The 22,252-nt window shown below is 31.9% G+C and carries 19 protein-coding genes and 1 pseudogene; 10 read left to right on the top strand and 10 right to left on the bottom strand.

Features of this window, described 5'->3' with window-relative positions; translation table 11 throughout:
- Positions 1 to 593: 593 nt before the first annotated feature.
- Complete coding sequence (locus ACN1AG_RS02475; protein WP_417905371.1) at positions 594 to 3,401, top strand: Ulp1 family isopeptidase; 2,808 nt, start codon at positions 594 to 596, stop codon at positions 3,399 to 3,401.
- A 121-nt stretch (positions 3,402 to 3,522) separates the two neighbouring features.
- Here ACN1AG_RS02475 and ACN1AG_RS02470 read toward each other — a convergent pair whose 3' ends face one another.
- Positions 3,523 to 3,657: a transposase gene (locus ACN1AG_RS02470; protein ID WP_417905635.1), complete on the bottom strand. Its 135-nt coding sequence runs from the start codon at positions 3,655 to 3,657 to the stop codon at positions 3,523 to 3,525.
- 128 nt (positions 3,658 to 3,785) lie between these two features.
- On the opposite strand from ACN1AG_RS02470, the gene ACN1AG_RS02465 reads away from it, so the two are divergent.
- Both ACN1AG_RS02465 and ACN1AG_RS02460 read left to right on the top strand, forming a co-directional pair.
- Positions 3,786 to 4,151 (top strand): hypothetical protein, encoded by a 366-nt coding sequence (locus ACN1AG_RS02465; RefSeq protein ID WP_417905370.1) that lies wholly within the window; start codon positions 3,786 to 3,788, stop codon positions 4,149 to 4,151.
- A gap of 161 nt (positions 4,152 to 4,312) precedes the next feature.
- Positions 4,313 to 5,050 (top strand): transposase, encoded by a 738-nt coding sequence (locus ACN1AG_RS02460; protein WP_417905369.1) that lies wholly within the window; start codon positions 4,313 to 4,315, stop codon positions 5,048 to 5,050.
- Positions 5,051 to 5,071: 21 nt separating this feature from the next.
- Here the strand turns inward: ACN1AG_RS02460 and ACN1AG_RS02455 are convergent.
- A pseudogene (locus tag ACN1AG_RS02455) lies at positions 5,072 to 5,440 on the bottom strand (Arm DNA-binding domain-containing protein); the annotation flags it as partial.
- A gap of 747 nt (positions 5,441 to 6,187) precedes the next feature.
- Here ACN1AG_RS02455 and hflK point away from each other — a divergent pair.
- Genes hflK through ACN1AG_RS02435 form a run of 4 tightly spaced genes read left to right on the top strand, consistent with a single transcriptional unit; the run spans position 6,188 to position 10,493 of the window.
- The gene (gene hflK / locus ACN1AG_RS02450; protein ID WP_417905368.1) at positions 6,188 to 7,252 is read left to right on the top strand and encodes an FtsH protease activity modulator HflK; all 1,065 of its coding nucleotides are present in this window, start codon (positions 6,188 to 6,190) and stop codon (positions 7,250 to 7,252) included.
- Between the two features lie 6 nt (positions 7,253 to 7,258).
- Complete coding sequence (gene hflC / locus ACN1AG_RS02445; protein WP_341757607.1) at positions 7,259 to 8,116, top strand: protease modulator HflC; 858 nt, start codon at positions 7,259 to 7,261, stop codon at positions 8,114 to 8,116.
- A 45-nt stretch (positions 8,117 to 8,161) separates the two neighbouring features.
- The gene (locus ACN1AG_RS02440; RefSeq protein ID WP_417905367.1) at positions 8,162 to 9,718 is read left to right on the top strand and encodes a Do family serine endopeptidase; all 1,557 of its coding nucleotides are present in this window, start codon (positions 8,162 to 8,164) and stop codon (positions 9,716 to 9,718) included.
- A 16-nt stretch (positions 9,719 to 9,734) separates the two neighbouring features.
- Positions 9,735 to 10,493 carry a rhodanese-like domain-containing protein gene (locus ACN1AG_RS02435; RefSeq protein WP_417905366.1) on the top strand — a complete coding sequence of 253 codons (759 nt, stop codon included), beginning with the start codon at positions 9,735 to 9,737 and terminating at the stop codon, positions 10,491 to 10,493.
- Between the two features lie 133 nt (positions 10,494 to 10,626).
- Here ACN1AG_RS02435 and rpsD read toward each other — a convergent pair whose 3' ends face one another.
- From rpsD to ACN1AG_RS02420, 3 genes are all read right to left on the bottom strand, one after another.
- Complete coding sequence (gene rpsD / locus ACN1AG_RS02430; protein ID WP_417905365.1) at positions 10,627 to 11,244, bottom strand: 30S ribosomal protein S4; 618 nt, start codon at positions 11,242 to 11,244, stop codon at positions 10,627 to 10,629.
- Between the two features lie 146 nt (positions 11,245 to 11,390).
- Positions 11,391 to 12,680, bottom strand: a complete 1,290-nt coding sequence (locus tag ACN1AG_RS02425) for a DNA recombination protein RmuC (protein WP_417905364.1) — start codon at positions 12,678 to 12,680, stop codon at positions 11,391 to 11,393.
- Between the two features lie 8 nt (positions 12,681 to 12,688).
- Positions 12,689 to 13,462, bottom strand: coding sequence for a LicD family protein (locus tag ACN1AG_RS02420; RefSeq protein WP_417905363.1), 774 nt, complete (start codon positions 13,460 to 13,462; stop codon positions 12,689 to 12,691).
- 88 nt (positions 13,463 to 13,550) lie between these two features.
- On the opposite strand from ACN1AG_RS02420, the gene ACN1AG_RS02415 reads away from it, so the two are divergent.
- The 3 genes from ACN1AG_RS02415 to ACN1AG_RS02405 all read left to right on the top strand — a co-directional run bounded on the left by ACN1AG_RS02415 (position 13,551) and on the right by ACN1AG_RS02405 (position 16,558).
- Positions 13,551 to 14,606, top strand: a complete 1,056-nt coding sequence (locus tag ACN1AG_RS02415) for a mannose-1-phosphate guanylyltransferase (RefSeq protein WP_417905362.1) — start codon at positions 13,551 to 13,553, stop codon at positions 14,604 to 14,606.
- Positions 14,603 to 15,139 carry an NUDIX hydrolase gene (locus ACN1AG_RS02410; RefSeq protein WP_417905361.1) on the top strand — a complete coding sequence of 179 codons (537 nt, stop codon included), beginning with the start codon at positions 14,603 to 14,605 and terminating at the stop codon, positions 15,137 to 15,139. Before ACN1AG_RS02415 ends, ACN1AG_RS02410 begins: the two co-directional genes overlap by 4 nt.
- A gap of 378 nt (positions 15,140 to 15,517) precedes the next feature.
- The gene (locus ACN1AG_RS02405) at positions 15,518 to 16,558 is read left to right on the top strand and encodes an HlyD family secretion protein (protein WP_417905360.1); all 1,041 of its coding nucleotides are present in this window, start codon (positions 15,518 to 15,520) and stop codon (positions 16,556 to 16,558) included.
- A gap of 259 nt (positions 16,559 to 16,817) precedes the next feature.
- Here ACN1AG_RS02405 and ACN1AG_RS02400 read toward each other — a convergent pair whose 3' ends face one another.
- The 5 genes from ACN1AG_RS02400 to ACN1AG_RS02380 all read right to left on the bottom strand — a co-directional run bounded on the left by ACN1AG_RS02400 (position 16,818) and on the right by ACN1AG_RS02380 (position 22,120).
- On the bottom strand, positions 16,818 to 17,375 hold the full coding sequence (locus ACN1AG_RS02400) for a phospholipase D family protein (protein ID WP_417905359.1): 558 nt from the start codon (positions 17,373 to 17,375) through the stop codon (positions 16,818 to 16,820).
- 9 nt (positions 17,376 to 17,384) lie between these two features.
- Complete coding sequence (gene lipA, locus ACN1AG_RS02395) at positions 17,385 to 18,296, bottom strand: lipoyl synthase (protein ID WP_417905358.1); 912 nt, start codon at positions 18,294 to 18,296, stop codon at positions 17,385 to 17,387.
- 66 nt (positions 18,297 to 18,362) lie between these two features.
- A complete protein-coding gene (locus ACN1AG_RS02390) occupies positions 18,363 to 19,358 on the bottom strand; it encodes an Mrp/NBP35 family ATP-binding protein (protein WP_417905357.1) in 996 nt (331 codons plus the stop codon).
- Between the two features lie 534 nt (positions 19,359 to 19,892).
- Positions 19,893 to 20,384 (bottom strand): SH3 domain-containing protein, encoded by a 492-nt coding sequence (locus ACN1AG_RS02385; protein ID WP_341754094.1) that lies wholly within the window; start codon positions 20,382 to 20,384, stop codon positions 19,893 to 19,895.
- Between the two features lie 8 nt (positions 20,385 to 20,392).
- The gene (locus ACN1AG_RS02380; protein WP_417905356.1) at positions 20,393 to 22,120 is read right to left on the bottom strand and encodes a cation:proton antiporter; all 1,728 of its coding nucleotides are present in this window, start codon (positions 22,118 to 22,120) and stop codon (positions 20,393 to 20,395) included.
- Between the last annotated feature and the right edge of the window lie 132 nt (positions 22,121 to 22,252).

Raw genomic sequence — 22,252 nt, 5'->3', positions numbered from 1 at the left:
TATTTTGGTTTATTTCAATATTATTTAGTAATAATATATTACGAAAACATTAAATACCCCTAACCATTTTGTAGTTTCTATCTTCTCCTAGGAAAGATCGTCTAATTTAGAACGCTTTTAAGTATAAGTGACAAGTTTACACTTCAACCTTTGAATTTCAATGCAAAAGCTCTATCCATTCTAAAAACAGTCTTATTTTGTCTTTTTAACTAACAACCATTTTGTAACCCAATCTATCTACTAATCTAATAACTATTTTTCTGAGCTATTTGGTGTTGATATATTTTTATTTTGGCTTGTTTGTTTTTTTAGTAGTTTGCTTTTTTCTTCCATGGTAATTTGGCTCAATTGATGACACACCCTAGTAATTTTTATTAAAATAAATTAATCTAATGCTAGAAATTTAACACTGTAGAATGTATTAATTTATTATTTAGGTATTAGCTAATTTTTTAGGAGGGAACAAGATTTGTCTTTTCTTAAGAGTTCTTAAAAATATTGTAGAGATAGGTAATAATGCGGTAATTGCTAACCTCCATTTCTATAACTATGCTGAGATACTATGATTTTTAACCAAAGAGGGGATCTATAAAATGTCTAAAAAGAATGATAGAGATTATTGGTATGATTATTTGGACATTAATTACCTTTTAAAAGCAAAAAGTCAAGGCAATATGTATGAAGTGATTGATTCTACAGGTACTGATGATTTGCAGGCTCTACAAAGAGTAAATGGAGCTTTTACAGTTTTAAATAATCCAAATTCCTTAAATGTTGTTGCTATACCAATAAATCTTGGTATCAGTAATCAAGGAATTTGGCAAGGTTCACATTGGGTTGGACTAGTTATTAAAAAAATAGGGTCTACTTTTAAAGCTTTTTATACTAATTCTCTTGGTAGTCCTATGGAAACAAGCTTTACCACATCTGATGGAGCAACATTTTGTACACTAAAACAGATATTAATAAATCATGGTGTAACTGAAAATAACATTATTGAAAGTAACGTTAATTTGCCAGCACAACAAAGTAATGGATATGATTGTGGTCCGTGGACGGTATTTAATCTAGACTCTTTAGCAAAAACTGAAGATTTGCCAAATGTGAGTGATCATGAGATTGTTGCACAAAGAAATAGTTTACTTTCTGATCCATTAGAATTTTTACTAGAAGAACAATCGGACAAAGCTTGTGAAGCAATAAAGAATGAACCAATTCATTCTGATAGTAATAATAGTGCTAATGTGCTTAGTGATAGCAAGTTATCAAAGGATTTAGCAAGCCTAACTGAAGAGGATAAAGAAATTTCTGAATTGATTAAAGGAACTAAGCATTTAAGTTTAGTTCCTCCTCCAAAAACTAAATTTGTGATTAATACAATCGCTTATGTTCCAGAGCGTAAATTTAGAAATGACTCTTCTAGTGAGGAAAGGGATGGCAGTTTTTCTGATGCAGATTTTAATTTTGATCTTAAAAACAAAAGTTCTTTTCCTTTCACTACTACTCCCCCAAAATATACGAGGAAAAAAGAAATCAATTTTGAAGAACTATCAAACTCAAATCAAAGTGATTCAATTAGTAGAATAATAACTCCATTTTTAGAGAAATTATCACAAAACAGCTTTGAAAAAGATGACAAAGACAAATTAACAACATCTATTAGTACTAGTATAGCATTAAATAGGATGAAATCGTTGAGTACAAGAAAAAATAAATCATTAGATTTAGAACTAAAAAGTAAGATAGAGACAGATATTAGATATGAAAAATTTGGTTTTTTTTGGAAATGTGAATGGTATAGTAAAAGAGGAACAGCTGTTGATCAAAACTTAGTCAGAAAATTTTATAAACAACTTAAAAAACTTGACCCTAAAAAAGCTCAGGAATTCAGAGAGACGGAAGAAAAAAATATTGATGTACCATACCAAAAATTGAGAGAATATGCAAAAAATCATGATAAAACAAAGAAATTAGTACAAGAGTTCAGAAAAAAAGACCATGATGCAAATATATATCTTAGTTTAATAGATAGTGATACAGTTAATTTTAATGGAATTTATAGTGCTTATTTACGTATTGTAAAAGATTATAATATACCCACGGTAATGTCTACAGGGTATGAGTACTCTAAAGATGAGCCAGCATATCAATTTGCAAGTCATATTGATAGGATGATTAGAGTGATTACAGCACTTCACATTCCTCTCGGAGTATATTACCCGGAGCCAAATACATGCGTATTAATACAGCAAAGATGCGATACCTTACTAGAGAGTTTTATAGACAAAACAAGACCAAAAGGCAATCTTGAATCAGCCTGTTTAGTAAAAAAAATTCAAAATAGGAAAAATGCAACTTTTATTTTTAGTAAAGATAAGCCGCTAATTACTACTATACCTGATAGAGCTAAACTAAATAAAGCATCTAAATCTCCAATATCATTTTCCTTTGAATTTGTTCAAGGTGCTTCACCAACAAAAGATGATATTAAAAGTTGTAAGCAAGTTACACAATCTCATTTTCATGAAAAAGTTTGGTACGATAATTTATTCATTAATGGTGCTATTGTTGTCGATGCAAAGGTTAATAAAAATGCTTTAAAACATTGTAAAAGTTTATTATCAAAGATTCGCAATCCTAAAGAAGCTAATGATAAGAACGAGGCTATCAATGAACTAAAACAATACATAAACTCTGATGTTGTTGATACAATAGTTAAAGCAACCGAAACAGTAAAGAAACATATTAAACAATTCAAAATAGATTACATTAGAAGTGAAGATGAAAAAAAGCTTCTTAGAATTCTAGAAGAATGTAAAATAGAAATAACTAAGTTTTCTAGAGATAAATTACTAATGCTTGCACAACAACCTGTACTAGAGTTGGTTGAAAAAGAAATAATAAACCTCCAAGATTTAATAGGGCTAGATATAGAAGTATTAGAATATATCTGTTATGACGAGGAAATTATAGAAATGGTTAAAAACGAGACTATTAATTTTGATAATTTACTATATTTATTAAAAGAAAATTTCTCAAATTTTATGCAAGCTAGAGAAGAATATTCAATTTTAGAGATTTTAGAGGAATACGCGGAAAATCCTCTTCACCTAACTTTTATGGCAGGTGATCCAACTGATATTGTACTTGAAAACTCAGATAATGAGGAAATAGTAAAGTTTGGAATAGAAAATTATGACATTGATACAGCCTGGGTAAGAGGTGAACTAAATGCAGGTCGAGAGCATCAAGATTCATATAGTGCTGCCCTTATGGATTTTGATAGAATAATAATGGGGATAGATGAGGACTTTAGTCATTCTGATAATGAAACTTATTACGAAGAAATACTAGAACTAGAAGAAGTGTCATCAATAGGCAATATGCCTCATTATGAATGATTAAACAATAGATAAAGGGTAGTAAAGAAGTATTTAAGAAGTAAAAACTGACAAATTGCAAGAACAATATTGAGGTTTTTGCAGCTACGATATCCTAAGAACTATACTAAAATACATTGAATTAGGTGACAAAAAACATAGAAATAGCTTCGAATAATTTACTAGTTTCTGTTATCTTATTTTTAATCCATTTTTTCATATTAGCCCAAAATTTTTCTATTGGATTTAAGTCTAGTGAATATGGGGGTAAAAAAATAACCTTACAACCTACTGATTCAGATCTCAGTACAGGACAAAGAGATTAAGGAGAGAATAAAAAAATAGTAGATAACGCGTAGCCAAAGCTCTATTACTTAGGTTATTGAAGACTTAAGAGGCAAGAGAATGAGTACAGCGTTATCACAATTAATAGGAGACTACTTTTTTAATAGTTTTGCAAGCATAAAATTAATAGAACAAATAATATTAGGATTACTGCAAGTGAGAGATGTAAATCTTACCCAGCTTGCCTTAACGATAAAAGGAGATAAGCAAGAATCACGCTATAAGAAATTACAGAGATTTTTTGCCAAATGTGAATTATCATATACGTCCTTAGCCAAGTTACTGGTTAGGTTGGCTGGAATTGATGCTGAACAATGGTTACTAGTGCTTGATCGGACAAATTGGAAATTTGGCAAGCTTGACATCAATATTTTAGTATTATCTATTTGCCATAAAGGCATTGCTATACACGTTAATTCGGGATAAGGATTAGTAAAAATAGCAGACATATATACACTACGAAGAGCAATTAATGTATGAATTCACAGAAATGCAATTTATACATATCCAAAATCTTGTATTAGTTATAGCTAAAGCATTTTTACTAATCCTTATCCCGAATTGACGTTATACCAATTATGTGGGATATGTTGCCAAAAGCAGGAACTTCTAATAACATTGAACGTCAGCAATTAATGGAAAGGTTTGTTACTGTATTTGGCATAGAGAAGATGTCAGCATTGCTTGGGGATCGGGAGTTTATTGGTGATTTATGGCTAAAGTTTTTAGCCGATAAAATGATACCATTTTATATTAGAATCAAAGCCAATCTTACCATTGGTAGAGCAGAAGATGAGTTAGTTACTGCTAATCATTTAATTAAGAAGTTACAGAATGGTGAATATATGTTGTTTAAAGGAAAAAGATATTTGGGTAAGAATTATAAAGGATCTAAAGTATCTGTAGCGGCATTGCGTAATGATCAAGGAGAATTAGTAATCATAGCTACCAATGATAACCCTAATATAGCACTAAATATATATAAAAAAAGATGGGAAATAGAAAACCTTTTTGCTTGCCTTAAGACTCGGGGCTTCAATTTTGAAAATACCCATATAATACATTTAGATAGAATTAGTAAATTGCTTGGTTTACTTGCTATAGTATTTACTTTTGCTTATGTTGTGGGTCAATGGCAAAATTCTATCAAACCTATAAAGCTTAAAAAACATGGCAGAAAGTCTATCTCCTTATTCAGGTATGGCTTAGATTACTTGCAGAGAATATTTTTGAATATTGAAGAAATGATGGAAAAATGGATGGAAGTTATAACAAAATTTATTAAGCCAATGATACCATCTTTACTCCGATTATCACCTTGTTAATCTCTTTGTCCTGTACTAAGAATCTTGCCACCTTTTATTATTAATTTTGCTATATTCATTTAGATATTTATCATAAAGTTCTGCAAATGTCAGTTCATTAGATATCTTACTCTTTGCTTCCAAAGGATTATATCCTTTAGCAATTTTATTCTTTAATTCCATGGCTTTTGTTCTAGCTTCAGTAATAGATAAATTAGGGAAAGAACCTATTTTAATTCTATGGTACTTTTTATTAATTACTGTTCCTAAATAAAACACCTTGCTTCCACCGTATGACACTATCAGAATTAAACCAGCTTCTTTAGTATCTTTATACACATCTCTTTTTACTTTTGGAGCTCCAATTTCATGGAGTAACTCTCTAGTAAAGAGTAATGATTTTACTAACATAATAAAAATCTCCTACAATTAAACTATATACAATTTAACTGTAATATCTTCTTAATTAAATAGCAAATATTATTTTTAAATATAATTACCGAAAAGTTTTAAATATAATCATCATAAAAGTAAAATCAATTAATTATTGTAATAAATTTCTTTCAAACCCAGAAGGTCTTACTACCTTTACAAGATAAAAATTACTTAGTTAATTTTAAATATTATATGCTCCATATATGCTCATAATATTTTGTAAATTAGCTATATTTTTAAATATTGACAAATATTCCCAACTCTACTACAGTGAAACCTTAATTTTAGGTAACAAAGAAAAGACCATAAATACTAGGGTTGTAAGCAAGGGTATAAGTTTATAGGAAGAGGGGTGGTAAATAGGGGAATATAGAGCATTACAATGGCATTCAAAAGGTCGGGGTTCGATTCCCCCTGTCTCCACCAAAGACTTATCAGGGATTAAGGACTTCTCTACTCTTACTAAAAAATCTATATGTGTTATTTCAACTAAAATTCCTGAAAATTTTGATATTATGAAATCTTTTTTTCCTTCTCCTCCTTCCACTTGAATACTTTACCCTTTCTTCTTTACCGGAAACTGCTGATTTTTTAGTAACGAACCTTGACGCGGTTAGATATACAAGATATAATAATATACTAAATTTTTTTTATCAAATAGTATTAGTGCTAACTATATTTAGTGATATAATATACAAATTAACAAAATAGCAATAGCAGAAAATGTTTAATCGAATATATACTCAAGTTCTAAAAAAATCCCCTTGGGGAGATTCTGAAGAGGAAGAAAAAAGTGAATATAATATATTTACTAGACCAAGGAAAAAAAATAAGTTTAACCTTAATGATTTCTATAATAAGTTTAGCTTTAACAATAACATAATGGCGTTAGTTTTGTTGTCATTAGTTGCTGTTTGGTTTGCCTCCGGAGTTTATGAAGTTAAGGAAGGAGAGGAAGCTGCAGTAATGAGGTTTGGTAAGTTTGTTCGTAAAGGATTCCCTGGTTTGAATTATCACCTTCCCTTGCCATTTGAACAGGTAGTAGTTGAGAAGGTAAACCAGTCTCGTAGAATTGAGATCGGCTATAGATCAAGTAGCCTTAGGTCTAATATGGATAACACCAAAGCTGTGGCTGCTGAAAGTACTATGCTGACTGGTGATGAGAATATTGTTGCACTAAATTGTGATATAATGTGGCATATTACTGACTTAGAAAAATATATTTTTAATATTGTCAATCCAGAAGATTCTGTAAAAACAGCTGCTGAAAGTGCTATAAGAGAAGTTATAGGCAATACTCCTATCTCTTCGATATTATCAGACCAAAAACAAGAAATCACTAATAAGATTGAAGGTTTAACACAGAAAATCCTTGATCATTATAATGCTGGTGTTGGTATTGAGAAAGTGCAGTTACTAAAAGCTGAACCGCCAGCTGAAGTAATTGATGCTTATAGGGATGTACAAACTTCTAAAGCCGATAAAGAACGTGAGATAAATCAAGCACAATCCTATAATAATGATATTTTACCTAAAGCTAGAGGGCAGGCGGCTAAAATTGTCCAAGAAGCAGAAGGTTACAGACAAGAGGTTATCTCAAGAGCTGAAGGAGACAGCAAAAGGTTTGCTGCTGTTTATACACAATATGTTGCTAATAAGTCAATAACTAAGGATCGCCTTTACTTAGAAGCTATAGAAAATATTCTAACGGATACCAGCAAAGTTATTATGGGTACTAATGGCGTTTTGCCGCATATGGCAATTCAGCAAAATAAAATTAAGGAGTAGTGCTGGATGAAGACAATTTATTATATAAGTTTCGTAGTTTTCGGATTATTATTATCAGTTAGCAGTGCTTTATTTACCGTTGATCAACGCCATTCCGCTGTGGTATTTCAATTTGGTGAGGCAATGAGAACCATTGAAAGTCCAGGATTAAATATAAAGATTCCATTTATTCAAAATGTTGAATTTTTTGATAAACGTATCTTAAATGTAGAGGCGGAAGCAAAAGAGCTAACTGCTTCTGATGGAAAAAGGGTAATCGTAGATGCTTTTGCCAAATTTCGTATTGTTGATCCTGTGATGTTTTACAAAACTGTACATAACTACCAAGGTGTTAAAATTAGACTTAATAAAAACCTAGAATCTTCAATGAGAAAAGTTATAGGTAGATTACCTTTGACTAGTCTTCTTACAAGTGCAAGGTCTGACATAATGTCAAATATCTTAAATCAGGTTAATGAGGAAGCAAAGAATTTTGGACTTGATGTAATTGACGTTAGAATTTTAAGAGCTGATTTACCAAAAGAGAATAGTGCAGCAATTTATCGCCGCATGCAAACTGCTCGTGAAAAAGAAGCTACCCAAATAAGAGCTGAAGGGCAAGAAGAAGGAGCTCGCATAAGATCAAGAGCTGATAAAGAAAGTAAAATATTACTTGCTGAAGCTTATATGCAATCTCAAATCATAAAAGGTGATGGTGACAGGGAGGCAGCTAAGATATATAATCTTGCTTATTCTGTTGATCCAGAATTCTATAAATTTTATAGATCCTTGGAAGTATATAAAAATACTTTAAAGAAAGATGATACTTCTTTTGTATTGTCTCCGGAAGCAGAGCTATTTAAATATCTAAATTTGGGTAAATAGAATGACATTGAGAGAGTAAAAATGATTAGTAGTTAGGTAGATGATATGGTTCAAAATATTTGTAAGTTTAACAATTTACTAAGGTCTTTAATTGCCACTTTTCTGATGACTATGTGGTGGGCATCTTCTGTTTTTGCTGAAAATATCCAGTCAAGCAAAATTACTCCTGAGGAATCTAGTAATTTACAGTCAGTGCCAATAAAGATACCTGAATCCCATAATTATAGTTTTGCAGATATTGTTGAGCCACTTATTCCAGCTGTGGTAAATGTGTATACAGTACAATATAACCAAAAATCAGAAGATTCTCATAAAAAATCTTTCGAGCGTTTTCCATTCGATCATTTTAATGAACTTTTGGAGCGTTTTAATCTACCTTTTGATTTTGATGAGATGTATTCAAATCCTAAATCTGTTCCCCTTGGCTCTGGTTTTATTATAGATCCTACAGGTTTCATTGTTACCAACCATCATGTAGTTGCAAATGCAGATGAGATTCACATAAAATTAACGGATAATAGGGAGCTATCAGCTAAATTGGTAGGTAGTGATAAAAAAACTGATCTTGCTCTTTTAAAAATTGAGATCGAAACTCCTTTACCTTTTGTAAAATTCGGTGATTCCAGTAAAGCTAGGGTAGGAGATCAGGTTATTGCTATTGGTAATCCTTTTGGTAGACTTGGAGGAACAGTAACTGCTGGTATTATATCTTCAAAGGGACGTGATATTGATAACACTAACGGTATAGTAGATGATTTTATACAAACTGATGCGGCTATTAATAATGGTAATTCCGGTGGACCAATGTTTAATATTAATGGTGAAGTTATAGGAGTCAATACAGCAATATTTTCACCTTCTGGGACTAGTATTGGTATTGGATTTGCTATTCCATCTAATACTGCTAAATCAATTATTGACCAGCTAAGGCAAAATGGAAAAATTAATCGCGGTAGGCTTGGGGTAGTAATTCAAGAAGTAACTAATGAAATAGCTGAAGGGTTTGAGTTAAAAGAAGCTTCGGGAGCATTAGTAGTGGAAGTACAAAAAGATGGTCCAGCTGATAAATTTGGTATAAAACCTGGGGATGTAATAATAGAATTTGCTGGACAACCGGTAAAAAATTCTAGGAGGCTGCAGGTAATGGTTGCTGAAACTATCGTTGATCAAGAGGTAAAAATTATCGTTGTACGCGATGGCAAAAATCAAGAATTAAGTGGCAAGATTAGTAGTGAAGAGGATCTAGAGCCTAAAAAAGTAAATGACAAGGTAAGCGATAAAACTTCTGATAATAAATTTTCTGTTGTAAAAAATAATGTTACTTTTAGTAATTTAACAGATAATCTTAAACGAAAATTTGCCATTAAAAGTAAAGTCGAGGGCATTATTGTAACTGATATCGCAAAAGATGGAAAAAATTATGGTTTTAAAATTGGTGATTTAGTAATAGCGAGCAATCAACAACCTATAGCTTCTATAGATCAATTAAATGTGTTGTATGACAATGCCCAATCTATTAAAAAGCAAAATATAATCTTGTTGGTACAGAGACGGGGTGTTTCTATGTTTATAGCTTTGCCAGTTACCAAATCTGAAAATTAGTAGTAATGAAGTCAGTATGAATAATGATTCTAAAATAGCAGTATTAAGTTTTTATAGTTTTACTAACCTAGAAAACCTTGAGATTTTGCTGCCAAAGATTTTACTTATTGGTAAAAAAAGAAGAATTAGGGGTACTATTCTTTTAGCTCCAGAAGGATTTAATGGTTCAATTTCTGGGACAAAAGAAGAGGTAATTTTTTTAGTAGATGAAATTATAAAACTTACGTCTGCGGAAGATGTAAATATTAAAATAAATTACTGTGATATCCATCCTTTTCAAAAATTAAAAGTAAAGCTGAAAAAAGAAATTATTGCTATGACAGTTGGAGATATTGATATTGCAAATCTGAAAGGAGAGTATATTGAGCCAAAGGACTGGGACAAGTTTATTAGCCAAAATAATGTGGTATTAGTAGACACTAGAAATGACTATGAAGTTTGTGTAGGTACTTTTAAAGGGGCTATAGATCCGAAGACAGAAACGTTTAAGCAGTTTCCCAAATGGGTAGAGCAGAATAAAGAATTACTTGCTGGAAAAAAAGTAGCAATGTTTTGTACTGGTGGGATTAGATGCGAGAAATCAACAGCCTATTTGAAGAAACTGGGTTTTAATGATGTGTACCATCTTAAGGGCGGTATTTTACAATATTTAGAAGTGACCCATAATCGTAATAGGTTATGGCAAGGAGAATGTTTTGTATTTGATGACAGAAGAGCTGTGGCAAGTGACTTGTCACCAGCTGAAGGACATTGGTTGGAACGTGGTGATCGATAAGCTATTATAGTCAGGATCAGGTTTTAATATGAATTGTCATCCCAGCGTAGGCTGATATCTAAAAAATAGCCTAGAAGGATGTGTTAAGTGTTATAGCCCCCTACCTACGCAGGGGTGATATTTAATCTCTTAATTATCTTGAATAGAGTTCAACTACTAAATGTACTTCTGGTTCAAATGGATACGGAACATCAGAAATTACTGGGATTCTGACAAACTGACCAGACAATGAATTGGAATCAAAAGTTAAATAGCTTGGTACAGCGTTTCCTTGTTTGCTAGCTGTCTCGAGTATTACAGGGATTTGTTTTGCTGATTCCTTTAGCTCGATGACATCTCCTTCTTTTAGTCTCATACTTGGGATATTAACCTTTTTACCATTCACTTTAATGTGACCATGGGTAACAAATTGTCTTGCAGCAAAAATCGTTGGTGCAATATTCATTCTATATATAACAGCGTCAAGCCTTCTTTCTAACAGAGCTATAAAATTTTCACCCGTATTGCCTTTCATTTTTTGTGCGAGAGTAAAAGTATTTCTAAATTGCTTCTCGTTAATTCTACCATAATGGCATTTAAGTTTTTGTTTAGCCTTCAAGTGTAGACCATAATCAGAGGTTTTAACCATACTATTCTGACCATGTTGACCAGGACGATAATTTCTTGTATTGAAGGCATCTTTACTATCGCCCCACAGGCTCACACCAAGTCTTCTGCTAGCCTTATATTTAGAATTAATAATTTTTGTCACGCTCTATGTCTCATAATTTTGATATCATACTGACGTCATTATAACGTTAATTTAAGTATATATATTTTAACAATTAAAGTCAATTCCTCATTTTTTAAAATTATGGGAGTGCCTGCGAATTCCTCAACATAAGCAAATTAAGAGGTCTATTCTAATTCCTTGATTTTATCGGATGATTCGAGCAACTGGGCATCAATAATTTCAGATTTTGATGAAACAAGCTGATAACGCTCTATAGGATGCTGGATTGTTTTGTTACCAATATCTATGCCTAATTTTTGAATATTCCTAGCCTTAGATAAAAAATGTCGATTAAAAGAAGCGGCAAATTTATCATAATTATTGACTATATGCTGAATATTATTGCCAAGTTTCTGCGAATGCTCTGCTAACGAAGCAATAGAGGTCAATAATTTTCTTACCTCTTCTATAATTAATTTGTGATTTTCTGAACGTCTATAATCTGAAATTTGGAATTTAGCAAATGATAGCATATTCATAAGTCCTGCTGGACCAACTGGGAAAATATTGCTTTCCCAAGCTTTTTGTAAAAAATTATTATCTGCAATCAGAATTTTTTCAATTGCCTGTTCAGTAGGGACAAACATCAAAGTAACTATATTACCAAAATGTTCCTTTTTATCTTGGAAACTAGCTAAAATATTTTCCGCGTAATCTTTACTATTTAAGGACTTTAAATGATTATTCATGGTTTTACTAAGATTAGTACTATCTTGCCCTAAATCTACTAGAAACTTTGAAGCCTTTGCATCTATAACCATTAAGTTACCAGAAGGTAAGAAAACTAGGGCATCTGGTCTAAGTTTTAAATTATCGGTAGTTGTCACAGAATATTGTATGATAAAGTCTAAATTAGAACGTAGACCTGATGATTTTAGAATGTTCTCAAGAGTAATTTCAGCAAGTAATCCAGCTCCAGATGGAGAAAGAAGGGATTGTTTAATAATGTCTACTGTTCCTTTAGATTGTTCGATATCCCTACTTAATGATCCAACCATGTTTATTAAACGTTCAAACTCGTTATTAAATTTGTTTGTTGCCCCCGAAATATTTTTTTCTGATAATTCTCTTGCTTCTTGATTTTCCCGTCTATGAATTTCAATTAATTGTTTAGACAATTCATTACCAAGATCAAATAAAGCATTTTTTGCCGATGCATAGGACTCCTGTCTTGCTTTATCTGCTTCAGCTATCAATTGACTTTGATAGTCTACTTTACTAGATAATTGCTCAATTTTTTGGATATAAGAAATTTTTTCTTGCTGCAAAATTTGATTCTGCTTACTTGCTTCTAAATAGTTATTTGATAGAAAGCCTAATTCTGCATTTAGTTTGGTTGTCTTATGATAAAACCAAGCAAATAAACCAAATAAAACAACAAGTCCGGTAGTAAGCAATAATGGAATATAACTCATTGATAAATTTACTCTTTAGTTAGTAATTTTGGAATTACCCGCTCTTCTAAAGGACCAGTTGGCATAGCTGGCTTTAATAATTTCGGAGTTAAAATGAATTTAGTCTTTTGTTCAATAGGCGAAAGAATAACAAAATAACTATGCGGTTGCTGAATTACCCCGTATTTATCCCATTCTGGGTATTGCCTATCTAGGTTACCTTTAAATTCATGAGGGCCATAAACTTCAATATCACCAAATTTATATTTCTTTAGTGGAAATATTTCATCAATATAAAAGAAATCATTAGGAAACCTACCTAACGTTCTGAAATTAGCAGATATAAACATGTTGTCTTTTGGACGAAAAATAAAAATATCTATACATCCCTTGTTGCATATAGTGTAAAAATCTTGATGGTAAGTTTTATAACCTAACTCGACAAAATCTGTTAATATATCTTGTAACCTTATTTCATCAGCGTGCATTATAGCAATATCTAAGTCATCATCAAAAGGTATAAGACCTTTATGCCTTACTGCCCCAAGAAGTGTACCGCCCTCAATCCAATATTGTATGTTATGTTTAGTCAATATCTCATGAGTATCTTTCATTAATTGGTATAAGCTTAGGGCTTTGTTTTCACTAATTGTATATTTCTGTACTTGTTGGTCGGTAGGAGTTACATATCTCCATTTGTGATCATAAAACTCTACATAGCCTTGGTACAAACCGTAAGTAATTATAATTACTCCAGCTATTTTAAAGAAAAAGTTATTAGTTTTTTTATGATTTTTGTGCATATATATTTCCCATGTTTATTTTAGTAGACTTTTTTAAAATCATAAACTATAAGTTGCTTTAGTTAGATAATTATATAATTAATACTATATGAAAGTAAAACCAGTAATTATGGCTGGGGGTCTAGGAACTAGATTATGGCCATTATCACGACAGATGCAACCAAAACAATTTATAAAAATATTTAAGAATTTGAGTTTAATACAAAAAACTTTGATTACAAACAGAACTTTAGGCAAACCAACTTTAATAATTGCTAAGGAATATGAATTAATAGCAAAAGAGCAACTTAGAGAGCTAAATATAGAAGCAGACTTAATAATAGAACCTATGCCTAAAAATACAGCTTTATGTGCAATTATATCAGCTATTCAAGCAAAGAATAATGGTTATGATACGGTCATACTACTGCCTTCTGATCATTATATACATGATATTGATAAGTACCTAATTACTATTAATGAATCTTTGAATTATGTCGCAAAATTTGGTATTTGTACTATTGGGGTTAAACCTAGTTTTGCAAATACCGAATATGGTTATATTAAAATAAATAAGTTATTAGCAGATAGAACTTACAACACCCAACAATTTGTGGAAAAACCTACTCTTCAACAAGCACAAAATTATCTAGCAAATGGCAAATATTTTTGGAATTCAGGAATTTTTATTTTTAATATAGATTTTATTTTAGAGCAGGCTAAATTATGGCAAAAAGAACTCTTTAAACATGCATATGATGCATATTATTTTGCAACCAAAGATCATAATAATATAACACTTGCTTTAGAACCATACTTACATATTATCCCAATTTCCTTAGACTATGCTATAATCGAAAATATTAGTCAAATGATTATGATAGAAGCCAATTTTAGTTGGAGTGATATTGGAAATTGGCATTCTTTATGGCAAATACAAAAAGAAGATATAACGAATAATTACTGCGAAGGCGATGTTATAAACATTGATAGTACAAATTCATATATTAGTTCTAATAATAAGCTTACTGCTGTAATAGGAGTTGATAATATAATAATTATTAATACTGAGGATGCTTTACTGATCGTAAATAAATCAAGAGTTGAGAAAATAAAGCAGCTTGTAATGGAAATGACAGAGATGGGACGAAAAGAAGTATTATGAACTTACGTGAGAGTATAAAAAATTATGTCAGCAATTTTCAAGAAGAATATGAATATAAAGAAAGGATGTTGGACTTTTTAGATAATTGTAAAAATCCATTTAGTAGGGAGACAAAAGAAGGACATTTTACCAGTTCAGGATTCTTGCTTAATTCTAATAAAACAAAATTTTTATTGATGCATCATCATAAGTTAGATAAATGGTTGCAACTAGGAGGACATTGTGATGGTAATAATGACATTTTGGCTGTAGCAATTAAAGAGGCACAGGAAGAATCTGGTATTTTAGAGATTGAACCGATTTCTAGACAGATTTATGATATAGATATTCATCTAATTCCTAGTAATTCTATAGACCAAGAACATTATCATTATGATGTGAGATTTTTATTAAAAACCGTTTGTAACGACCATTTTGTAAAAAATTCTGAATCAAACGAATTACGATGGATAGAATTTGCTTCTAATCATCAAGAACTTGTGCTAGATAATTCAGTAGAAAGGATGATAAAGAAGTACACTCTTATGCTTTGAAGAATTGGCTTCGTAAATATATACTGCTATGATTTCAAGAGTTTAGACGATAGAATCAAAATTATGATAGTAGCAGGAGTCAAAGGGTCGAGCGGCGTAGCGTACATTTAGTACGTGGCTACCTACAATCCCTGAAGACTACAACTGTCGAAAATTAGTAAATACAGCTTCTCTATACGTCTATTAGCGAGGAGGCCGTAAGGCCGACGAAGCAATCCAGTAACATCTATAGATTGTTTCCTAGATTGCTTCGTTTACGCTCGCAATGACGCTGTGGTATAGGTATTGTAAACTTTCGACAGTTATGCCCTGAAGACGACAACGCAATTCTTGAAGTTCTACCTGAGTATATATACCTTAATTTTTTGGTTATAATTTATGTTAAAAATCTTTGAACAATATAAGTCTCATCCATTTGCTAAATATTTTCTGATTTTGTTTAGCGTAATAGTCGTCTACCTAGCTTATCATATTTATATTTGGAGTCATACAGAATCGACTGATAATGCGTATATTGAGGCTGACATATCCAGCGTTAGCTCTGAGATTAATGGAGTGATTAAGAATGTATTTATTTCAGATAATATGAGGGTAAAAAAAGGTGATCTTATTGCTGAGATCGATGATCAGGATTATAAGTCACGTCTTGCTTCGCTGGAAGCTTCTATTAAGGCATCTATTAAAAATATAGAAATCATAGAACAAAAGACTTTAATAGCTCAAATTAGTTTAGAGCTTTGTCAAGAGGTTGTTGATTCTGCTAGTACTAATTTGGAGATTAACTCAGTTGATTATATAAGAACTCAAGAGCTTAACAAAGAGAGTTTTGCTAGTAAAAAGACGTTAGATGAATCTAAAATGTCTTTTACTAAAGCAAAGACTGATCATAATCAGGCAAAGTTAAACTTGCAAATTGCACAGCAGAACTTACTACTTTTAGCTTTACAGAAAACTGCTGAGGAAGAAAAAATGAAAGGGTTACTGGAAGATAAAAATATAGTAGCTAGAAGTTTAGTAAATACCCAAATTATAGCCCCAGTTAACGGAATAATAGCAAATAGTAGCTTGCAGGTAGGTAATTTTATTAATCCAGGGAGAGTATTATTTTTTGTTGTGCAGGATGAACAAATGTATGTAAAAGCTAATTTTAAAGAGACGCAAATTGCAAAATTGCAACCAAAGCAAAAAGTTAAATTACAGTTTGATTCTTTACCAAAAAAGATCATATACGGCAGAATACGTAATATATCACCAGCTACCGGCTCAAAATTTAGTCTAATTCCGACTGATAATGCAACTGGTAATTTTACTAAGATTGTTCAACGGATTCCTGTGCTAATAGATTTTGAGACTCCTAAAGATATTACTAGTAATTTGATACCAGGAATGTCTGCTATAGTTTCGGTCAGAACTAATTAACCTGAATTCGATGTAACTTGTTACATCGAACTTTCGTGTTATATATAGAAACAATCAGGTTTGAAGCGGCTGCCCACCTGATTGTTAAAATATAACACTCCATTCAATATATGATTTTAATTATTAAAATCACATATTGAATGATGAAAAAAGTTAAAATGCACTCGCGTTAACCGTTTCAAGAGTGCATTTTTCCTTATAACAAAGCCAGTTCGATATAAGAATTATTAATTCTTATATCGAACTGAGGTTGAGTTAATTAATTTTTTGCTCGACGACTAAACCAGCTTTGCAAATAAGTTGCTGCAATATCACTATTCTCTATTAATAAGACGTTTTCGGCATTTCTATTATCAGCTGCATTGGTAAAATTAAAGCTACCAGTAATCACCTTACTTTTATCAATGATCATAACTTTGTTGTGAGCAATACCTGGTACTTTATCTATTGAGACATCAATACCAGCCCGTTTTAATTCATGCATTTTAGAATATCTATCGTGTAAGTTACTACGATCCAATAATACCCTTATTTGAACACCGTTTTGCTTAGCTTTAATTAATTGATCCACTATATTTTGCGAAGTTAAACCAAATGCTTGAACATAAATACTATCCTTAGCCTTGGATATTTCTTTTGCTATTAATGATCCGCAGCCGGATGGTGGGGTAAAACAAACATTTAAATTATCAGTTTCGGTATGAAAACTGTGCCAAGAAGCTGTTTCTCGTACCTCATTATATCCTATCCCGGTAGTAATGCCGAGTAAGAACGATATTATTACGGATAGATTAAGCTTTTTAGATAGTTTTTTCATTTTCTTATACTATGCCGAAACCGAGGCCTTAGCACCCTTTAATTTTTGGAAATCGTCACCAGCATGATAAGAAGAACGGGTTAATGGACTAGCGGAAACCATCAAAAACCCTTTAACCCTTGCTACTCTTTCAAAATATTTAAATTCTTCTAGGGAAACATATCTAGCAACTGCTGCATGGTTTTTGGTTGGCTGTAAATATTGTCCTATAGTTAGAAAATCAACTTTAGCTTCCCTTAAATCGTCCATTACTTGCATAATTTCATCGTTTGTTTCTCCAAGACCAACCATCATACCTGATTTAGTAAAAATCTCAGAGTCTAATTTTTTCACATTATGCAAAAGACTTAATGAATTATAGTATCTCGCTCCTGGTCTAATAGTTTTGTATAGAGAAGGCACTGTCTCTACATTATGATTATAAACGTCAGGTTTTGCTAATACCACTATTTCAGCTGCCCCATCTTTCTTAAGAAAATCTGGAGTTAGAACTTCAATTGTGGTATTAGGAGCAACTAGTCTTATTTCCTTTATACAATTGGCAAAATGCTCAGCCCCACCATCATCTAAGTCATCTCGATCAACTGAAGTAATTACCACATGTTCAAACCCTAATTTCATTACGGCTTGTGCTAGTCTCTGTGGCTCGTGAGGATCGAGTAAATCGGGACGACCAGTTTTAACATTACAAAATCTACAAGCACGAGTACAGACAGTTCCTAAAATCATAACTGTAGCTTGTTTTTTTGTCCAACATTCCCCTATATTAGGGCAAGCAGCTTCTTGACAGACTGTATTTAATTCTAAACTCTCAATTAGTTTTCTTGTACCATGATATTGATATGAATTTGGTGCTTTAACCTTTATCCAATCAGGTCTTTTAAGGACTTGAGCTTCTTCTATCTTGATTATGTTTGACATATAATCCTGCTTTGTTTATGGCCTGCTTTTTTATGAATTTTATATTCAAATCATTTGAGTATATCATTAAACAAATTGTTTTATTGGTAGTTTAACTATATCTGTAAGGCTAGTGCTGTTATCACAGTTGTAAGATAATTTGGGTTCAATAGGAATCTTACAGATTAAAGGTATATTATATTCTTTGGCAAAATTTTCTCCACTATTACCGTTAAATATCTGAATTTTCTTGCCCGAACTTGGTTCAACTAGATAGCTCATATTTTCTATAATACCTAAAATTGGTAGGTTAAATTTTCTGTATAAATCAATCGATCTAACGACGTCTATTGCAGCCATTTTTTGTGGAGTAGTTACTATTATTACCCCATCTAGTTGGTAATTTTCTAAAATACTTAAGTGAATATCACCAGTACCAGGGGGCATGTCAATAATTAAATAATCTATTTCCTGCCAATGGGTGAGAGATAATAGTTGATAAATGGTCTTGCTGGCCATTGGACCACGCCAAACAATGGCTGAGTTATCCTTAATAAGAAATCCGATAGAAATAATTTCAATGCCTCGCGATTTTAAAGGGGTCATTTTATTATACACTATTTCTGGTACACCACTAATACCAAATATTTGTGGAATTGACGGACCATAAATATCAGCATCCACTATTCCCACCTTGTACCCTTCAAGATTTAGTTGCTCCGCTATCAATGCTGTTATAGTAGATTTACCAACTCCCCCTTTACCGGATGCCACCAATATTATCTTCTTTACTCCATCAATGAAATGCTTAACTTTTGGATTAGTTGATTTTTTAGCTACACCTTTGCTACTAGTTAAAACTATAGTTATTTTTCCAATATTAGGTATTTCATTTAATTTATTAATAGCTTTAATTTTTATTTCATCGATTTCCTTGGAATCTTTACCAAGAATATCAATGGCAAACCCAATATTTTTATCCTTAATTATAATATTAGATATAATACTGACTAATTTTGTATTGTCACTAAAAGTGATATCTGAAATTTTATTTAGTATTTGTTGCTGGTTTATATCAATCATCGTTTTTAAGTAAAATGAAGCTATTATACAGGTTAAATTAGTATATTTATAAACAATAATATTACTGTTATAGTAGTTTTCTTGCTCTAAGATTCATCTTTTTTAAAAAGAGATAATAAATCACTGGAAGTACCTTAATTTTTAGTTTAATTTAACCTCAGTTCGATATAAGAATTATTAATTCTTATATCGAACTGGCTTTGTTATTAGGCAGGGGTCTAAAGAAGTAGCAAGGATTAAGTGCTTAAACATTTTTAGATACCTGCCTTCGCAGGGATGACATCGAGCGTGCAGAGAATAATAATTATTCTTACATCGAACTGAGGTTAAATTACAGTTTATCATCTATAAAAACAATATCCAATAATTCACTAGTGTAAATTGTAATAGATATCTTTCGAAACTTGCTTATGTTAGAGAATTTGCAGGAAATACTTTACTGCAAACCGCAGCGTACTCTAGTATACATGAGGATTCGGGTAGCGGATCATTGTCCAAATTACCAGCTAGAAGTAAAATTATGCAAGAGGTATATTATTCATCCTTATATACTCCCCACAATACTGTTTTAGGTAGCCATCCAGTATAATTTTTGCAGCACACCTGACAATAATCTTGTTTGCATTTATTAAGTAGGCAACGGACATAATTACTTACTCTTGCAACAATTTTATGTTGATCATTAGCTACTCGAGTCAGAGCTACTAACTCGGGACTTACCACAATCACCGATCTTTTACCGGACAATACACTTGAATGTACCCAGCCTCCTTCTCCTTTTGTATCACGAATTTGCCTCCATTGTTCATATTCTGCAATAATTTCTACTGGTTCACCTTTTTTAACAAATACCCATTCTATAGGTGTATTTATCGAAGGACCAACTCTAGCATTTACCTCATTAGCCTTTATTGAGGCAAATCTAGGTATCGGTAATTTCTGATTATCAGCTTTTGTTAGTAAAGGTGTAATGGTCAAGATTATAATCAAAATATATGACTGTTGCTTTAGTAACTTGATTGCCATGGTTATTCTTAATCATTCTCTTCTAATTCACGCAAAGCATCATCTCGTTTAGCTATTACATAATTACCTGATCTAAATTGCCCTTTGATACGATTTATTTCATATTCACTAAGACCAATAAATTTTAAAATTGTTCCACCAAGCTGTAACCCCGTCTCATAATTTTCTGGTATGATTGTTGTTGCTCCAGCATCATAAAATTCTCTAGCCTTCTCTAGATTTTTTAATCTTACAATAACTTCAAGATCTGGAAAATGACTTGAAATTGTTCGAAGAGATTTTTTGATAGTAACACTATTATTCATTGTAAGTACTAGAGTTAAAATCCTTTCTGCTCCCACAGCTTTTAGCGTATCAATCTGTGATACATCTCCTTTAAAAACTGGAAATCCATTAGCTGTTTCTGCTTTTACAATCTCGTCATTAACATCTAGTGCTATATAATTGATTCCTTCAGCTTCCAGTACTAATGCTACCATTCTACCAACACTACCAAAACCGGCAATTATTATATGATTTGTTAAATCTCTTGCTCCAAGTTCTATAATTTGTATTGGAGTCTTGCCAAGTTGTTTATCAAGTCTTTCAGCAAGTTTTTTTCCTAAAATTGCCAGTAATGGAGTTAGTGCCATAGTACATGTCACCACTAACAACAGAACATTAGCCGTACTCTCTCTAATAACTTGAGTTTCTTTACCAAGACCGAATAAGATAAAAGCAAATTCTCCACCTTGTGATAATAATAAACCTGCATGCAAGGCTACTCCTTTATTAAAACCAAATAAAATGCAAGAGGCGGCAATAATTAGCGTTTTTACTACAATCAAGGCAATAGAACAAGTTAGTATAGTTGATATTTGAGCGTATATTTCTTGAGCGTCAATATTCATTCCAACGCTCATAAAAAATAGTCCTAGCAATAAGCTTTTGAAAGGGTATATACTTTCTTCAGCTTGTAGCCGAAATTCTGTTTCTGCAACCAAAACACCTGCAACAAAAGCTCCTAAAGCAAGTGATAAACCAAAATATTGCGTGGCCCAAGCTGCAGATAGAACTACCAATAGAGTCATGGAAATTGGTAGTTCGTTTATATCACCATTGTCCGATGAAATTAACCCAAATAAAGGTCTTAGTAATACTCTACCTGCAACAAATATTGCAAATAGTGCTATGATAGCCTTAAGCAAAGCTGTTCCTAAGGCTATCGCTAACGAATCTTTACTATCGCTAGCAAACAGTGGTACCATAACTAGCAAGGGCACAACTGCTAAATCTTGTAATAACAAGATAGCTAGGGATATACGACCTAGTTGAGTTGATTGGCTACGGCTTTCCTCAATAACTTGCATAACAAGGGCAGTTGAGGATAAAGCAAGACCACCTCCAATAATAATTGCAGCACTACTATTACCGCTGATTAGTACAACAACGGCAGCAATTACTATAGCTGTAGTTAACACTTGTAGTGAGCCAAGACCAAATACATACCGCCTCATTACCTTTAATCTTTCAAAAGATAATTCTAAACCTATAGCAAAAAGTAAAAAAACTACTCCTAATTCTCCTAGTAATTTTGTTTGATCATATGTTACAATCTTAAATCCATGGTCTCCAATTACTGCTCCTGCAATTAAATAACCCAAAACAGGGCTTAGATTAAGGCGTTTAAGTATTGCTACAACAAATACAGCTGTTCCTATTAAAATTATAATATTGATAAGAATATGCTCTTCCATTTACACCTTTTCCCCAGAAGTATTAATACATTATTTTTTAAATACACTAAGTAGTTTTCAGTAAAAAATCTAATATTTTTAACCTCAAGTATCGATGTAAGACATAGGTTTAATCTCCTAGATGTCATTCCT

Source organism: Candidatus Tisiphia endosymbiont of Micropterix aruncella (assembly GCF_965178575.1).
Lineage (GTDB): Bacteria > Pseudomonadota > Alphaproteobacteria > Rickettsiales > Rickettsiaceae > Tisiphia.
This window is presented reverse-complemented; position numbering and strand designations above follow the sequence as displayed.

Excerpts from the sequence above, each read along its gene's own strand:
- ACN1AG_RS02440 (WP_417905367.1), top strand. The coding sequence starts at position 8,162 with ATGGTTCAAAATATTTGTAAGTTTAACAATTTACTAAGGTCTTTAATT.
- ACN1AG_RS02390 (WP_417905357.1), bottom strand. The coding sequence starts at position 19,358 with ATGATTGATATAAACCAGCAACAAATACTAAATAAAATTTCAGATATC.
- ACN1AG_RS02405 (WP_417905360.1), top strand. The coding sequence starts at position 15,518 with ATGTTAAAAATCTTTGAACAATATAAGTCTCATCCATTTGCTAAATAT.
- lipA (WP_417905358.1), bottom strand. The coding sequence starts at position 18,296 with ATGTCAAACATAATCAAGATAGAAGAAGCTCAAGTCCTTAAAAGACCT.
- hflK (WP_417905368.1), top strand. The coding sequence starts at position 6,188 with ATGTTTAATCGAATATATACTCAAGTTCTAAAAAAATCCCCTTGGGGA.
- ACN1AG_RS02435 (WP_417905366.1), top strand. The coding sequence starts at position 9,735 with ATGAATAATGATTCTAAAATAGCAGTATTAAGTTTTTATAGTTTTACT.
- ACN1AG_RS02385 (WP_341754094.1), bottom strand. The coding sequence starts at position 20,384 with ATGGCAATCAAGTTACTAAAGCAACAGTCATATATTTTGATTATAATC.
- ACN1AG_RS02420 (WP_417905363.1), bottom strand. The coding sequence starts at position 13,462 with ATGCACAAAAATCATAAAAAAACTAATAACTTTTTCTTTAAAATAGCT.
- hflC (WP_341757607.1), top strand. The coding sequence starts at position 7,259 with ATGAAGACAATTTATTATATAAGTTTCGTAGTTTTCGGATTATTATTA.
- ACN1AG_RS02400 (WP_417905359.1), bottom strand. The coding sequence starts at position 17,375 with ATGAAAAAACTATCTAAAAAGCTTAATCTATCCGTAATAATATCGTTC.
- ACN1AG_RS02425 (WP_417905364.1), bottom strand. The coding sequence starts at position 12,680 with ATGAGTTATATTCCATTATTGCTTACTACCGGACTTGTTGTTTTATTT.
- ACN1AG_RS02460 (WP_417905369.1), top strand. The coding sequence starts at position 4,313 with ATGTTGCCAAAAGCAGGAACTTCTAATAACATTGAACGTCAGCAATTA.
- ACN1AG_RS02380 (WP_417905356.1), bottom strand. The coding sequence starts at position 22,120 with ATGGAAGAGCATATTCTTATCAATATTATAATTTTAATAGGAACAGCT.
- ACN1AG_RS02410 (WP_417905361.1), top strand. The coding sequence starts at position 14,603 with ATGAACTTACGTGAGAGTATAAAAAATTATGTCAGCAATTTTCAAGAA.
- ACN1AG_RS02465 (WP_417905370.1), top strand. The coding sequence starts at position 3,786 with ATGAGTACAGCGTTATCACAATTAATAGGAGACTACTTTTTTAATAGT.
- ACN1AG_RS02415 (WP_417905362.1), top strand. The coding sequence starts at position 13,551 with ATGAAAGTAAAACCAGTAATTATGGCTGGGGGTCTAGGAACTAGATTA.
- ACN1AG_RS02475 (WP_417905371.1), top strand. The coding sequence starts at position 594 with ATGTCTAAAAAGAATGATAGAGATTATTGGTATGATTATTTGGACATT.